A 15,665-nucleotide genomic window follows, 5' to 3' on the forward strand; every position below is an offset into this window, starting at 1 on the left:
CCCGCCAAAGCCGTCATTCGCCGCGACTGCAAACTCGGGGCTTTTGCGAGCTCAAAGTCCGCGGAACTTGCGGCCATCCGCATTTTTGGCCCGGTGGGCCGCTCGCAACCCAAAGATGATATACAACAGCGATGTTTGAGTATTCTGGGAAGTTTAACACATCTCCTATTTAGGACACTTTTTTCGCAAATAGAGCGGCTTTCTTTATGACTCTGCGGATCTTCCCAAGGCCACACCATACCAGCATCGCCCGAAGCGCATTGAATACTGTCTGTAAAGAAACTCTGTGACTTCTATCTTATGCCCAGTAAACTCCGGTGTTGTGTGTGTTTCATTAGTTGGTGCGGGAGCTGCGAACGCAGGTGGGTGGAAAGAGGACATCGGAAGAGACGGGAAGTTCAGCGTCGTCGTCTGCGCAAAGTTCGGGGCTCAGCGCGGATGATCAGCAGGCGCGGTTCGAAGCTACTGCGCGGGTTATGCAGGCGATTTCTGAGACCAAGGATGACATCCAACCAGTATGCGACTTGATTTTAACGCTGGCAAAAGATCTCTGCGATGCCATTTTTGCTGGTCTGGTTCTCGGACAAGAAGGGGATGCGCGTCAGCAACTGATTGCCAGCGTCAATCTGCACCCAGATATTCAGCAGCTGTGGCTCGACGGCAAATACACGATGGAGCCAGGCAACTCCATCGTGACGGACACTATTCTCAGCGGTAAGACCAGGCGTGTTGTCGACATGGGCGACACCGATTTCCACAAATCGGGCGATGAGCGCTTTAAACTCATTGTCGAAACGCATGGGTGCAGAAGCAATCTGTTTGTTCCTTTGAAAGTGGGTGGCAGTGCAATCGGATGCCTGATGCTGGCACGGGATGAGGTGCGACCGTACTCCGACGATCAGGTCCAGCTGGTTGAAACTTTCGCCGCGCAGGCGGTCATTGCAATTGAAAATGTTCGCCAGTTTAGCAAGTTGCAGGTCCGTCTGGCTCGTGAAGGGGCAACGCGCGATGTGCTGGAGACGATCAGTCGATCTCGGGAAGATGAAGCGCCAGTCTTTCAGACGATCCTGAAAAACACGGCCCGGCTTTGCGAAACAGATGTAGCCACGTTGAGCCTGCTAAATGAGGCAGGAACTCATTTGGAATACGCGGCCCATTTTGGTGATCAATTGGCTACGTACAAGGTCGGCGTGGATCGCTGGTCTTTGGAGTCAAATTTACAAATTGCCGAGTCCGTGCGGCAATCGCGCGTTATTCACAACGTCGATTTGCGCGAGACAGACCACTACATCAATGGGGATCCTTGGCGCCGGCAACTGGTTGATGAGGAAGGTGTCCGTTCGTTTCTAACGGTTCCTTTGATGTCGGCAAATGGTGATCCCGTCGGTGTCATTGGGATTTACCGGCGTGAAGTGCGGCCATTTACTGAAGATGAAATCTCTTTGGTCGAGGGCTTTGCGGCGCAGGCTGTGATCGCAATAGATAACACCCGTCAAATGAAGGAACTGCACACTCAGTTAGAACGCCAAACGGCGACGCAGGAGGTTCTGAGTGTTATCAGCAAAAGCCGGGACAACGATGCGCGCGTCTTTGAAGCGGTGCTGCAGCAGGCCACGGAAATCTGTGACGCGGATCAGGCGGCACTGGTTTTGGTCAACGCTGCAGGAACCCATATTCAATTGGCCGGTGCATGGGGGCACGATAGAACCGACGTCGAATTGGGAGAAGAGTGGCCTCTTGATGGTTCAGTCACGGCGGCGGCGGCGATACGAAATTGCAAGGTTGTACGCGTCGAGGACATCGCCGACACTGAGTTCTACCGCTCGGGTGATCCTACTGCTGTTACAATGGTTGAGGTCGAAGGCATCAGGTCACGGGTTGTTGTGCCATTGATGCAGGGGGAACAGGCGATTGGTGCGATCGCAGTCAGCCGCCGCGAAGTCCGTCCGTTTTCTGATCCCGACGTGCAATTCATTGAAGAGTTCGCCAAACACGCAGTCATAGCGATAGAAAATACGCGCCAATTTCGAGAGGTTCAGGAACGACTTGAGCGCGAAAAAGCATCGCGAGAAATCCTCGAAGTCATAAGCCGTAGCCGCGACGACGAAAGGCCGGTTTTCCAAAGCATTCTCGAAAACTCCAGCCGTCTGTGCAAAGCGCCACTCGCCTTCTTGTGTATCGCTGATCACGAACGCGAGATCGCAACGATCCCAGCCAATATTGGTGCGAGAATCGATTTTGACGAAGCGCTCAAAAATTTTATGGAGCCACTTACACGCACTGAATTAATTGCGATCAAACCAATGATCGATGGCGAGGTCATTCGCCAGGACGATATCGCGGACGATCCCCTTTACCTCAGGGATCGTGACCCGAAACGGGTTCAGATGGTTGAGATTGAAGGAGCCCGCTCGGTTCTGGCGGTTCCGTTGATGAAGGATGGCACCGGTCTAGGGGTGATCGTGCTCTATCGTCGTGAAGTTGCGCCATTCTCAGACGACGACATGGCACTGGTCCAAACCTTCGCGGCTCAAGCCGTTATCGCAATGGAAAACGTCCGACAGTTTCGCGAAGTTCAGGATCGTACAGCGGAAGTTACGCAGGCTTTGGAGTATCAGACCTCTACATCCGAAGTGCTGCGGGTTATTTCGGCGTCACCAAATGAGTTGGCGCCTGTTCTCGACGCTATCCTCAAAGAAGCGTCGCGCATCTGCGAATTGCAGGATGCCTATGTTGCAATGTTGAACCCCGACGATCAGCTTTTTCATGTTCTTGCCATACTTACGCAGGACACGACCTTTGCGGAATATGTCAAAGAGCATCCTATTTCGCCTGATGAAAGCGGTGTAAGCGGGCGTGCCATACTGTCGAAACGCACCATCTATATCGAAGATGTCGAAACCGAAACGTCTTATACTTGGATAGAGGATAGCGGCGTCGGGGAATATCGGTCCGTGCTCGGGGTCCCGTTGGTCAAAAATGGCGAGGTTGTGGGTGTAATTTCGGTCGGGTCAACCGAGGTTTCGGGATTTTCCACCAAGCAGATTCAGTTGTTAGAAACATTTGCAGACCAGGCCACCATCGCCATTACAAATGCCAATCTTTTCCGCGAAGTGGAGGAACGCACCGCGGAAGTCGTGCAATCTCTGGAATACCAAACCGCCACGTCAGACGTGTTGTCGGTCATTTCTCGATCTCCGAACGAGTTGAAACCGGTACTCGACGAAATCTTGAAAGTCGCAAGCCGAATCTGCGACCCAAAATACGCTGCGATTTCGATCCTCAATCCAGAGGACAATCTATACCACACTGACATTATGCTCGATTTTGACAGTGATTTCATGAAGTTCATGCAGGCCAACCCCGTTCCGGTAGGTCACGGGAGTGGAATCGGCCAAACGGCGGCACGAGGGAAAACGGTCTATTACAAGGATACCAAAGCCGACGAATACGAATGGAAAGAGGCTGCGCGTATCGGAAAGTACCGTTCACTTCTGGGTGTCCCGCTAATCAAGGGCGAGTTGGTGGTTGGGGTGATAGTCCTTTGCCACGACAGGGTCGCACCGTTCAATTCAAAGCAAATTTCCCTTTTGGAGACTTTCGCGGCTCAGGCCGTGATCGCGATCAACAACACTCAGTTGTTCGAAGAGGTTCAGGCCCGTACAGCCGAAGTTGAAGAGACGCTGAAGTACCAAACAGCAACTTCTGAAGTGCTGGATGTCATCTCGCGTTCGCCCAACGATCTTCCTCCGGTACTGGATGCAATACTAGAAGTCGCTTCGCGCATCTGCTCTCCTGAGTACGCGTTTTTCGCCATGCGGGATTCCAATGATGGGCTCTTCCGTGTTGTCATGTCCCATAACGTAAGCGATGGGTTCCTGAAGTTTCTGACTGATAACCCCATCGCTCCTGAAGAAGGGTCGTGCATAGGGCGTGCCGCGCTGCATGCTAAGACGGTCTATATAGAAGATACGCGCAACGACCCAACGTACACCTGGAAACAAGCTGCCGAAATTGGCGATTATCTTACGACTCTCGGTGTTCCGCTTGTCAAAAATGGGCGAACGCTCGGTGTTATCGTCATGGCGCACAGACAGGCCTCAGCATTTAGCAAAAAACAGATCAGCCTGTTGGAAACTTTCGCGTCTCAGGCGCTGATCGCTATCAACAACACGCAATTGTTTGAGGAAGTACAATCGCGTACGGCAGAAATCGAAGAGTCATTAGAGTATCAAAAGGCAACGAGCGAGGTGCTCGAAGTCATTTCCCGATCTCCAGACGCACTGGAGCCTGTACTGGAAGCGTTGCTGGCTGTTTCGTCTCGCATCTGCCGCCTTCAGGATGCTTTTGTGGCGCTGAAGAAACCCGACGATGGTAGGTATCATTTTTTTGCCGGGCACAACCTGTCAGACGAATTTACCGAATTCCTGAAATCGCATCCGTTTGAACCAGGAGAGACTTCTGCGACGGCTCGGGCGCTCCTTCGTGGGCAGGCTGATTATGTCGAAGATACACAAGCGGACCCCAATTATGACCCAGTTCTGAAATCTAAACTTGATGGTTATCGATCCGTCCTTTCCGTGCCACTGATCCGCGATGGTGTCACAATCGGTGTCATCAGCATGGGCAGCCGAATAACTGCGGCTTTCGACGAGAAGCAAATCAAGCAGATGGAGACATTTGCGTCACAGGCGATCATCGCTATTCAGAACTCGCAGCTTTTCAATGACACGCAAACCGCGCTTGCCCGCCAAACCGCCAGTGCAGATGTGCTGCGGGTAATTTCTGAATCCCCAACCGATACCAAACCCGTGTTCGAGAAGATTGTCGGACTGGCGACGACGCTGATAGATTGCGACCTGGCAATTGCTATTCAAGCCAACAAAACCGAAATTTGGCAGGTTGCTGTCGCAACGCCAGAAGGTGTGGAAAAAGTCGAGTGGACGGATCGGCTTCCGATTGACCCCGAAGACAACCTGCCGTCCTGGGCAATCAAAAGCGGCAAGACGCTACACATGCCAAATTGGCGCTACGATGAACTACCGCGGCGCGACAAGAAGATATTTCGCGAGAAGGGCTTTAAATCGTTTTTGATGGTGCCCTTGATGCGTGGAAAAGACTGTTTCGGCAACTTGGTCTTTATTCGAAAGACGTCCAAGGTTTTTACCAAAGACGAAGTGTCCATTGCCGAGTCATTTGCCGCTCAGGCCATAATCGCGCTGGAAAATGTACGCCTGTTCAATGAAACTCAGTCTTCCTTGGCCCGGCAGACTGCGAGTGCTGATGTATTGCGGGTGATCAGCCAATCGCCCACGGATACAACGCCTGTTTTTGAGGTGATCGTAGATTCAGCGACACGGCTCGTTTCGTGCGACATGGCCGGTGCGGCGTTGTCGGATGAGAGTTTCTGGTGGCAAGTGGCTTTGGCCTCGCCCAAAGGGCTGATACGTGATTTCGGAAGAACTCGGCACCCGCTGGATACGCAAGACAATTTTCTGTCGTCAGTATTGCTGTCTGGAAAAACCATGCATGTGCATGATTTGTCGTCGGGTGACCTGCCGCGGTTGGCAAAGAAGCTTCACGAAGAAAGCGGGTTTGAAGCTTTCCTTGGCGTGCCATTGATGCGCGGAGGCAAATGTCTGGGCGGCCTCTATTTCATCAGGAAATCCAAAACACCCTTCTCGGATGACGATATTGCAATGGCCGAGTCCTTTGCCGATCAATCTGTTATTGCGATCGAGAACGTACGCCTTTTCCGCGAAGCTGAAGAAGCGCGCGAGGCTGCTGAAACTGCCAACGAAGCAAAAAGCGCATTCCTGGCCACCATGTCACATGAGATACGCACGCCCATGAACGCGGTGATCGGGATGAGCGGCCTGTTGATGGACACAGAGTTGGATGCAGAGCAAAGCGACTATGCAAACACCATCCGCGATAGTGGTGACGCGCTGTTGGGTATCATCAACGAGATCCTCGACTTCTCGAAAATTGAAGCCGGACAGATGGATATCGAAAACCATCCGTTCGACCTGCGCGAATGCATAGAAAGCGCACTCGACTTAGTCAGTGGCAAAGCCGCCGAGAAACAACTGGATTTAGCCTATGAGTTTGATGACGCGCTACCACTGGCGATTAGCGCGGATCTGACCAGATTGCGGCAAATTCTGCTGAACCTGCTTTCTAACGCAGTGAAGTTCACAGAAAGCGGCGAAGTGGTTCTGTCCGTTGAACAATCCGCCAAGGTGCAGGGATCGCTCGAACTGACGTTTAAAGTCCGAGACACTGGAATCGGCCTATCCCAAAAGGGCATGAGCCGATTATTTCAGTCTTTCAGTCAGGCAGATAGTTCAACGACCAGAAAATATGGCGGCACTGGTCTGGGTCTTGCGATCTCGAAACGCCTAGCAGAACTCATGGGCGGGACCATGTGGGCTGAAAGCGATGGCGCGGGGAGCGGGTCCACGTTTGTTTTCAAAATCCAGGCCAAATCTGCAAAGCCAGTTAAATCGTCTTCTCGCAATCTTGTTGGCGTTCAGCCTGAACTCGAAGGCAAGCGAATTTTGATGGTGGATGACAATGCCACCAATCGTAAAATCCTTTCTCTGCAAACCGAGAAATGGGGCACGCAGACAACGACGTATGGATCTCCCTCAGAGGCGCTGAGCATACTTGAAGAAGGCGTCGAGTTCGATTTGGCCATTCTCGACATGCATATGCCTGACATGGATGGAGAAGAGCTCGCAAAAAGGGTTCGCGCCAAGAAACCGGGCTTGCCACTCATCCTTTTCAGTTCACTTGGCCCGCGCGATATAGACCTTGAGGAGGGGCTCTTTGCCGCCAACCTTGCCAAACCTCTGCGCCAATCCCACCTGTTCGATACCCTGGTCACATTGTTCGCGACTGAAAAGGTGCGCGTAGAGCCGTCCAAACCTCAGGGCAAACCACAAACAGATCCGGATATGGCCACACGACATCCACTGCGGATTTTGCTGGCTGAGGATAATTTGGTGAACCAGAAACTTGCGCTGCGACTGCTGGAACAGATGGGCTATCGCGCTGATTTGGCCAGCAATGGTGTTGAAGCGGTCGAAAGCGTCAACCGGCAAACATATGATGTCGTTTTCATGGATGTGCAAATGCCCGAGATGGACGGGCTTGAAGCATCTCGTCGTATCAATAAAGCGCATCCGGATGGCAGTCGTCCTCGCATAGTCGCGATGACCGCGAACGCCATGCAGGGCGACCGTGAGATGTGCCTGAAAGCAGGGATGGACGACTACATCACTAAACCGATCCGCGTATCGGTCCTAATTGAAGCCCTGTTAAATTCCCCCAGAATAAGAAGGTAATCCATGACAGACAGCCCGATTGATCATGAAATCTTCATGGAGCTTAAAGACGCTACAGGCGAAGATTTTGCAGCCGAGCTTGTGAACACCTTTCTCGACGAAGCGCCTGGCATGATTGACGAATTGAAAGCGGCTGCGGGCGCGGCTGATGCCGACCGATACCGCCGTGCTGCGCACTCCATTAAGTCGAATGCCAATACCTTTGGGGCGATTGCTCTCGCCGAACGGGCCAGGAAAATCGAGCTCGGAGAGCTGCCTGAAGCCGGGGACCTTACAGACGCGACGGCGCTGGAAACCGACCTTACCATTGCTGCAGTTGCTTTACGGAGTCTGATTGATGTCTGACGCCCCGGGTCATTTGCTCATCGTTGATGACAACAAGGTGAACCGCTTGCTTTTGTCGCGCAGCGTAGAGCTTTTGGGTCACCAGGCATCCGTCGCGGAAAACGGCCGGGTCGCAATGGAGATGTTGTCTAACCAGCCGTTTGATTTACTTTTGCTGGATATCGAAATGCCTGAAATGGACGGCTTTCAGGTTCTCGAAGCCGTCAAATCAGACACCGACCTGCGTGATCTGCCGGTGATCGTGACGTCATCTGTTGAGGGGCTCGACAATGTCGTGCGCTGTATCGAATTGGGTGCGGAAGACTACCTGCCAAAACCGGTCAATAAGACACTTCTCGGTGCGCGCGTCGCCAGCGGTCTTGAAAAGAAAAGACTCAGGGACGAGCAGAAACGTCTGCTAGAGCGCTTTGCAACAACGGAGGTTGCACAAGACCTGCAAGAGTCTGGCTTTGCGATAGGTGGCAAGCGTGCCAATGCTTCGGTTCTCTTCTGTGACATTCGCGGTTTCACGACCTTGTCTGAAAATCTCGCCCCTGAGGAAACAATTGACCTGCTCAATACGTTCTACACGTTGATGTTCGAGGCTGTTACCAGCAATGGCGGAATTGTCAGCCTGATGCTGGGTGACGGTTTGATGGCTCTTTTTGGAGTTCCGCAACCACTGCCCAATACCGCGCAAAGTGCAGTGGCGGCAGGGCATGAAATGCACAACATGATCGAGATGTTAAATCTTGAAAGGCGCTCAGAAGCGAAAAGTGACCTGAAAATCGGCATCGGAATAGCGACTGGCGAAGTCGTCGCCGGCTATGCCGGTACGGACAATCGAGCGACGTATACTTGCATAGGATCGACCGTAAACCTTGCTGCTCGCCTCGAGGCAGAAACTCAGAAAACCGGAAGCCGTATATTGATTGATCAAGAAACCTTCGAACTGTTGGAAGGGGCAAATGTGTTGGAGACATTTGGTAGAACAATGATCAAGGGTTTCTCCGATCCGTTCGATATCCATGCGCTATGACCATTCATGCAACCTGGCAAGCGCATCTACACCGGGTGTAGTTGCGCTTGTGGCTTTGCTTTTCGCCCGATGATTTTCATATGTGGCTCAGTGATTGGAGACTAGATATTGTCAAACTTCGCAAAGTCCGCTTTCTGCGCGTTTCTGCCATTTGGGCAGTTCGCAGCAATTTGTACTTTGGGCTCAGGGCAGTCGTTCGCTGCACTAGGCGTGAACGACTTCTACGTGGACAAAGCTGCCGATAAGTCAGTTTGTCGGGATGTGTGACAACGGCCCAATGCAGCCGTTCGACCTTGATCACCGTCGCCGCGATGCGGCCCGTCAAAGGAGACATTCGCTACACGGGCGAAGATGGAAGACAGACGCAGGTCCGAAGAGCGGACGAAGCTGACATTCTGGCTCACCCTGTGTATCCTGACGGCATCGATTAGGGAAGCTTCAATATGACCAATCCCAACGAAGTCGCGCACCATTACCATGCCGGTCACTTGCTCAAACGGATTTCCGATGGTTGCGCAGCACTGGACCTGACCCCGCCAATTTCCCACGACGCTTTGGCGCCGGTTGACGAGTTTCACATTGGCGGGCGTCTCGCGACAGAACCTTTTGTGAAAGCTCTCGGCCTTTCACCTGAAAGCCGAGTTGTCGATTTTGGCTGTGGGCTCGGGGGTCCGGCACGCTATGTGGCGGCGGCCACCGGGGCGTATGTGACCGGTGTCGATTTAACCGACGAGTTTGTGGAAACCGGTCGCGCTCTTACAGAATGGACGGGCTTGTCAGACCGAGTTCAACTCATCGAAGGCAGCGTGTTGGAATTGCCGCTGGACACTGACTCCATGGATGCCGCTTACATGATCCACGTCGGCATGAACATCGCGGACAAAGTCGGTATCGCCCGTGAGGCGAAGCGAGTGCTCAGGCCAGGCGGAATTTTTGCGATTTACGATGTGATGCAAGTCGGAGAGGGGCAAATGGACTATCCCGCACCCTGGGCGTCATCTGCAGATCAAAGCGCGCTGACTTCTCCGGAGACATATGAAGCTGCTTTGAAATCTGTCGGTTTCGAGGTGAGTGACCGGATCGACCGCACTGCATTCGCCAAACAGTTCTTTGCAGATCTAGCAGCTGCGCAAAGCCGTTCAGATGGCCCTCCACCTTTGGGTCTTCATCTTATAATGGGCGATGACACCGCGCTTAAGGTTCAACATATGGTCAGGAATATCGAACGTGGTTTGATTGCCCCAATTGAAATCCACGCGCGCCTTCCAGTTTAGCTGCTTTGACTAACAGGTCAGGTTTGGCCTTTCTTAAGTGGGGTGGCGGTTTGTGGTAATCTTCCATAAGCAAATCGGGGAATGCTCATGGCTGAAACAGCTCTGATTACGGGTGCCTCAAGTGGAATAGGCCGGGCAACGGCCATCGACCTGGCTTCGAAAGGGTGGAACATACTCGCGCATGGACGCCGCGAGGACGCGCTGCAAGAAACAATTGCCATGGTTGAGGCCGCAGGTGGCGCGGGCGAATGGTTTGCCGCAGAAATGGGCGACATGACTTCTGTGGCCGCTCTCGCAGACTGGGCGCTGCAAAGCGAGCGGTTGGACGCGATGGTTCACTGCGCCGCCAAGTTCACCTACGGCGCTGTTTCGATTGACCGCTTTTCAGATTGGGACACATCCATCGACCAAGTGCTGCGGGCAACCATCAGACTGACCGCGCATGTCTTGCCTGCGATCCGTGAAACAGAGGGGGCATTTGTCTATATCTGCGGGCCTACATCCTGGCTGGGCTGGAAAAATCACGCCATTCATTGTGCCCTGCGGCATGCGCAGGCTGGTTTCGCCAAGGCTCTGTTCGAAGATGTCCACGAAGACGGTGTTCGGGTCACCCTTGTGCACCCGGGGTTTGTCAACACTCCAGACGTGTCCGACGCAGGCAAAGACCGCTCCAAAATGATTCAGCTTGAAGAAATTTCAACGCTAATCTCGACTGCTGTAATGCTGCCCAACAACGCCTGCGTCACGGAACTCACAGTGCGCCCCCAAAGGACGCCATATCTATGACAGGCTCTATCTGGTTGGTCGTTCAGAAAGTGCTGACCCACGCGCACAGCAGAATCCGCCAGGGCACGAGGCCTATTGCAGGTGGTCGGCTTTATAACTCCACCAGGTCGTAGTGTTTGATTGATCGAGCTTCGACCAGTTCAGCTTCTGCCAGATCGATGTGGGGCTTTCATAGTCCTCCCCTACAAACGCCTTTAGAGACTCCAGACTGTCCCAAATCATCACAAAGCTGAACTCTCTCGGGGAACCTGATCTTGCGGCGCCCGGCAAAACTTGGACGACGCCCTTTGTCCGTTTCATCAATGGAATGGCAGTTTCGTGAAAGAATTTACTGAACTCTTTCTCCTTACCTGGTCTCACAAGCACCTGAAAATCCGCATGATCATGCCTGCATCCTCCAACAACGGCGATGCCTGGATACTTGCCTGCCTAAATCGGGCGCATCGTAGCACCATTTATTTTGCGCGTCCGTAAGGGCTCGGAGCGGTAACCAAGCCCTTTCAAATGACGGGCTGATAAGACGAGATAGCACCATCAAAGTCGTTGAGTGGTGGCCCTAGCATTGATCAAAGCTGCCATGCCCCCATCGACGAAGCGAACATGTTGGAACCCCATTTAGGTCAGGACGTTTGCTGCGGCAGCGCCACGATAGCTTGGAGCGCGGCCGGGCGCAGCTACGACATTTGGGGTCACACCGGTGGCGTCCATTTCCGCGGTGTCCCTTACATCGACCAAGAGTACTTTTGGGTCATTCTCCAATGTTGCGAGTGCTTCGGCAGCGGAGATGCCTTCAGCAGCCGAAATTTCCTCTTCTACCATTTGAGCAAATGTGCGCGCCATGTCGACCTCCAGTCGTCTTTGCCAGAGCACGTTTCAGACGTTCACGGGTTTAATCAAGGTCGCCAGATAGGCCCGTGTTTCACCGTCCCAATCAGCAGGATTTTCGTCATGAGCAACTTGCGCATGAAGTTCCATAAGTTTCCAAACTTCATCCTTGGTCTCGGCGACCACGCTTGCGGGACAGGCCGCCATCCCTTCACAATCCCGACAAGCATATGAAAACGCGTTCGCCATCTAGTTTCTCCCCTTTGTTTGAACCGAGAATAGCAGATTGGGCATTATTCACCGAATCCGGCAGTTAGATAGACTGTTTGTGAGACGTGGTCATCGCTGTGAAAGTCGCCTTTGGGGCTCTCCTGGCACCTTCGCCGCGATCTGCGCCAAGGGCCAGTTTGGTACAATGCCGCCATTCACTGCATAGCTTTGTTGATGCCCCGAGGTCGCATCGCCCGCTTTCAAAAGATGACAATGCCTTAACGTTGTCTTAACGTCGTTTTATGAGAGCTCGCCTTGCCGTGATCTTGATGGCTGACCTGGTCGGCTATACGTCCGCAATGGAGGCGGATCAGTCGCTCGCAATCGAGTTGGTCCGCGAACTTCGTGATAAACTTCTAGAACCTGAGGCCGTCCGAAGAGGCGGCGAGATACTGAAGCGTATGGGCGATGGATGGATAATTGCCTTTCCGTCGATATCAGCGGCAATCGAAACCGCTCAATTTGTGCAAATTGCGTTGGTCGACCATGAAAAAATCAGGCTGAGGATGGCCGCGCATCTCGGGGAGATCATTCAAGACGAGACCGACATTTATGGTACCGGCATCAACATCACTGCGCGCCTGCAGACTGAGGCGCCACCCGGTGGTGTGATGATCTCCGAAGACCTCAAGCGGCAGTTGGACGAAAAGCTTTCAGCGGGTTTCAGCGATGCGGGTACGTACGATTTAAAGAATCTTGCTAATCCGGTGAATGGGTTTCAATGGCGGCCCGCAACGCAGCGAGAGAAAGAACACACCGAATTGCCTTCTATTGCAGTGGAGCCGGTCACAAGTGCCCCCGAAACAAGAGAAACGCTCGAGGTTTGCGCTGATCTGCAGGAGCAACTGGTTTACAGTCTTTCGCGCCGCACTGGTGTGCGTGTAATCGCAACAGATTCAATGTCTGAGACTAATGCAACGTATAGCCTGAGATGCCGATTGCGTTGCCGAGAAACCGAAGCAAGGATCTCGGCCAGCCTTACCCGGTTGGGAGATGGACAGGTAACCTGGTCGCGCTTCTTAAACGGAGATTCAGAGGATTTGTTTGAATTAAGCGACCGGGCTGCAGAACAGCTGTCAGACGATTTACGTCTGCAGATCAATGCGTTTGACGGTGACCGACTTAATGATATTCCAGACGATCAATTGAGCCCAAGTGAGTTGAGATCCCGAGCGGCAATGCTGTTTTACCGTGCCACCGTCGAGGACTATAATCATGCGGGTAAGTTGCTGGAGCGAGCGCTTCGACTTGATCCCGAGAATGGCTCCGGGCTTGCGATGTGGTGCGAAGCCAAACTGTACCCCTTGGAGGCATGCTATCGCGAGGCTGATCCTGATTTACGCACGCGGATCATCGAGTCTGCGAATAAAGCCGTTCAGACTGCGCCGCGTTCCGACTATTGCTGGTACACGCGGGCCCAGGTGCGCGCGCGCCTCGCGGGTGATCTCAATGGTGCAAGGAAGGACATCGATAGAATTTTCCGGCTGAATCCCAGCTATGTTTTGGGCATGGAGGCGAGCGGTTATACCGAAATTATTGCCGGCAACTGGGAAGCTGCTCGGAAGAGTTTGGTCGAGGCTGTGGATCGTTCCACCGAAGATCCGTTTCTGCCATACCGGCTTTATCCCCTTTCGATTGCACACATGATGGCAGGTGATCAGCAACTCGCGCTTGAAGCAATTTCGGACGCGAATGAAATGCGTCCCTACTGTCGACACTTCTGGTTGGTGAAGGCGTGGATACTCAGAAAGTCGCGAATGCACTCCAAAGCGGAGGCTGCTGCAGAACGCGCGGAAACGCTGTCAGAAAAAGCGGATATCCTTGCACAAAACCTTCATCTGCCTGACCCCATCAGAGAGGATATAGGGTTGCCAGGTGATCCGATCCAAGCATAGAGGCCTAGATGGGTTACGAGATCGTGGGCTGATAGCCGAACGGCAGACATCTACCCCGATCCAACCTAAAGCGTGTTACCTACATTCACCGCGGGAGATGAGTTGCGTCATTTCTCAGGGCAGCTTTGTCCGCGTACCAGTCGTTCGCTGAATTTTGCTGAGTGTCCGCACCGAGCCCAAAGCGGACCTTCTGTTCCGCTTCCAACGCTCAAACCTGTTGTACCTTACAACGCACCAGCACGAGACTATGTATCCATATACCCTAAGACTGCGGAGTGGTCATGCCAGGACGTTTACCGAAACGGAGTTACGTTAATCTTTGTAGCTGGGTTCAAATCATCATTCGGGTCCGTCAAAATGCCTTCTGGAAAGGATACTGAGATGGGCCGATCTGTCGTGTCCATGCACAGCATATGATTGTTGTCCCCGTCACCCAGGTTCGCTAGCGCGAGCGGCTTCACTTCACGACGGGTCCCATCGGGTGCCTCGACGGTGATAGTGTATAGATCGCGTTCTGCTTCACCTGGTTCGCTGCCATCCTTAAGCGTCACACCCCCTTCCCACGTTACACGGACCGCCTGAACGACGCCTTCCGTCGGGCAGAGGCTGCCCCTGACGCGACGCGGGCCCAAAGTGCCGACTAATGTCCAGTCCTCCACGACTTCGGCCAAAACAATCGATGGTCCGTCTTCGAGGGGTATCACCGACGCACTCACTCCCTGAAAATCAAGCATGCCGTCGATCGAATGCAAATGCCCGACAACGTCAACCCTAACCGGTGGGTCGGTTTCGGCGGGTCCCAATTGCCCTATTAAAAGAACCGTTCGCAACTCACCAGTGTCTGTGGCTGGCAGCACGGACGCGCAGTGCATTTTCCCCGACGCGCCTGACCGAGTAGTGACTTTAAAATCTCCGGCCTGCATAGTCGCGATGTCTATCTCGGTAGAAAAGATCACGGGCATTCCGGTGTTGCCCTCAGACCTCCTGCAAATCACATTTGAGACGCGTGGTAGTGCGTCAAGCCCGTGGAAGGCCGAGAGGAGTTTAGCGGATTGGCTGTTCACTTCTCTGGGCAGGCCAGCATCTGCCGTTGTGTCAAAGAGGTCGCGATTGGATATGTTGTTAGTCCAAGACCCCGGTCCATACATTATGAACCAAACAACACCAGCGCTGATTGTCGCCGCCAAACCAAACAAGCCGCCGATGAAGGTTCGCTTCGGAATACCCTTGATCACAAAGTTACCTCTGCACGTTTTGGGTCGCGGATTCCATTCTTACCGTAGGCGTCCTGTTCCTAGAAGAACAATCTGGTAAGAAACCGCAAAAGTTACGATGCAAGCTCAATGGGTGGTGAAAATATACTCGTCAAGACTTCCGTTGGGCAGAACTATCGCCAATTGCATCTACCGTACCTACAAAATTGAACGGCCCGAAAATGGCAGCTTCGTCCGCACAGGGTTCGCTCATATTTAGCACTGGGAATGACCGCTTCACTTCACTTAAAGGTCATGACCCTAAATCCGACAGTGGCAGTCAATGTACGCCCTTCAGAGTTTCTATCTCTTGATGTTAAAGTCGACGGCCCCTTGCCTTGGATTAATCCAAAGGAGCTATTCCCGCGAGACTCCCTCCAAGTTCATTGTGTAAGACTTCGAATGTACTACTGATGATCCCGTTTAGCTCTGCTCTCTTCGCATAAACGCTTATGCCGATGTCGTCTTTGTTGGAGTGACCCACGATTAGATTCCTAGCTTCTCGGGAAACCCCAGCATTAACTAGGGCGGACACAGCCGTTCTCCTAAACGAATGCATATCCCAATTGGAATTATCGCCATCAAGGTTCTTCCGGGCTTTCTCCAGCGCCTTCCCGAGGTAATGACTGGGGTGTCTATCGTAGCCACCC

General features: G+C 53.0%; 9 protein-coding genes and 1 pseudogene. 6 read left to right on the plus strand and 4 right to left on the minus strand.

What is annotated here, in order from left to right; translation table 11 throughout:
* Positions 1–362 precede the first annotated feature (362 nt).
* From ACR0MQ_RS09730 to ACR0MQ_RS09750, 5 genes are all read left to right on the plus strand, one after another.
* Complete coding sequence (locus ACR0MQ_RS09730; protein ID WP_480607684.1) at positions 363–7,349, plus strand: GAF domain-containing protein; 6,987 nt, start codon at positions 363–365, stop codon at positions 7,347–7,349.
* A 3-nt stretch (positions 7,350–7,352) separates the two neighbouring features.
* Positions 7,353–7,694 (plus strand): Hpt domain-containing protein, encoded by a 342-nt coding sequence (locus ACR0MQ_RS09735; protein ID WP_170771781.1) that lies wholly within the window; start codon positions 7,353–7,355, stop codon positions 7,692–7,694.
* Positions 7,687–8,712 carry an adenylate/guanylate cyclase domain-containing response regulator gene (locus tag ACR0MQ_RS09740; RefSeq protein WP_170771778.1) on the plus strand — a complete coding sequence of 342 codons (1,026 nt, stop codon included), beginning with the start codon at positions 7,687–7,689 and terminating at the stop codon, positions 8,710–8,712. Before ACR0MQ_RS09735 ends, ACR0MQ_RS09740 begins: the two co-directional genes overlap by 8 nt.
* 443 nt (positions 8,713–9,155) lie before the next feature.
* Positions 9,156–9,986 (plus strand): class I SAM-dependent methyltransferase, encoded by an 831-nt coding sequence (locus ACR0MQ_RS09745; RefSeq protein WP_480607687.1) that lies wholly within the window; start codon positions 9,156–9,158, stop codon positions 9,984–9,986.
* 87 nt (positions 9,987–10,073) lie between these two features.
* Positions 10,074–10,772 carry an SDR family NAD(P)-dependent oxidoreductase gene (locus tag ACR0MQ_RS09750; RefSeq protein WP_480607690.1) on the plus strand — a complete coding sequence of 233 codons (699 nt, stop codon included), beginning with the start codon at positions 10,074–10,076 and terminating at the stop codon, positions 10,770–10,772.
* A 91-nt stretch (positions 10,773–10,863) separates the two neighbouring features.
* Here ACR0MQ_RS09750 and ACR0MQ_RS09755 read toward each other — a convergent pair.
* From ACR0MQ_RS09755 to ACR0MQ_RS09765, 3 genes and pseudogenes are all read right to left on the minus strand, one after another.
* Positions 10,864–11,158: pseudogene (locus ACR0MQ_RS09755) on the minus strand (putative quinol monooxygenase).
* A gap of 229 nt (positions 11,159–11,387) precedes the next feature.
* Positions 11,388–11,612, minus strand: a complete 225-nt coding sequence (locus ACR0MQ_RS09760) for a rhodanese-like domain-containing protein (RefSeq protein ID WP_480607693.1) — start codon at positions 11,610–11,612, stop codon at positions 11,388–11,390.
* A 33-nt stretch (positions 11,613–11,645) separates the two neighbouring features.
* Positions 11,646–11,846 (minus strand): DUF1059 domain-containing protein, encoded by a 201-nt coding sequence (locus tag ACR0MQ_RS09765; protein WP_170745557.1) that lies wholly within the window; start codon positions 11,844–11,846, stop codon positions 11,646–11,648.
* Positions 11,847–12,136: 290 nt separating this feature from the next.
* Between ACR0MQ_RS09765 and ACR0MQ_RS09770 the strand changes: the two genes are divergently transcribed.
* Positions 12,137–13,762 carry a hypothetical protein gene (locus ACR0MQ_RS09770; RefSeq protein WP_480607697.1) on the plus strand — a complete coding sequence of 542 codons (1,626 nt, stop codon included), beginning with the start codon at positions 12,137–12,139 and terminating at the stop codon, positions 13,760–13,762.
* A 293-nt stretch (positions 13,763–14,055) separates the two neighbouring features.
* Here ACR0MQ_RS09770 and ACR0MQ_RS09775 read toward each other — a convergent pair whose 3' ends face one another.
* Positions 14,056–14,997 (minus strand): hypothetical protein, encoded by a 942-nt coding sequence (locus ACR0MQ_RS09775; protein WP_480607700.1) that lies wholly within the window; start codon positions 14,995–14,997, stop codon positions 14,056–14,058.
* Between the last annotated feature and the right edge of the window lie 668 nt (positions 14,998–15,665).

This window comes from Ruegeria sp. AN6, from assembly GCF_056540425.1.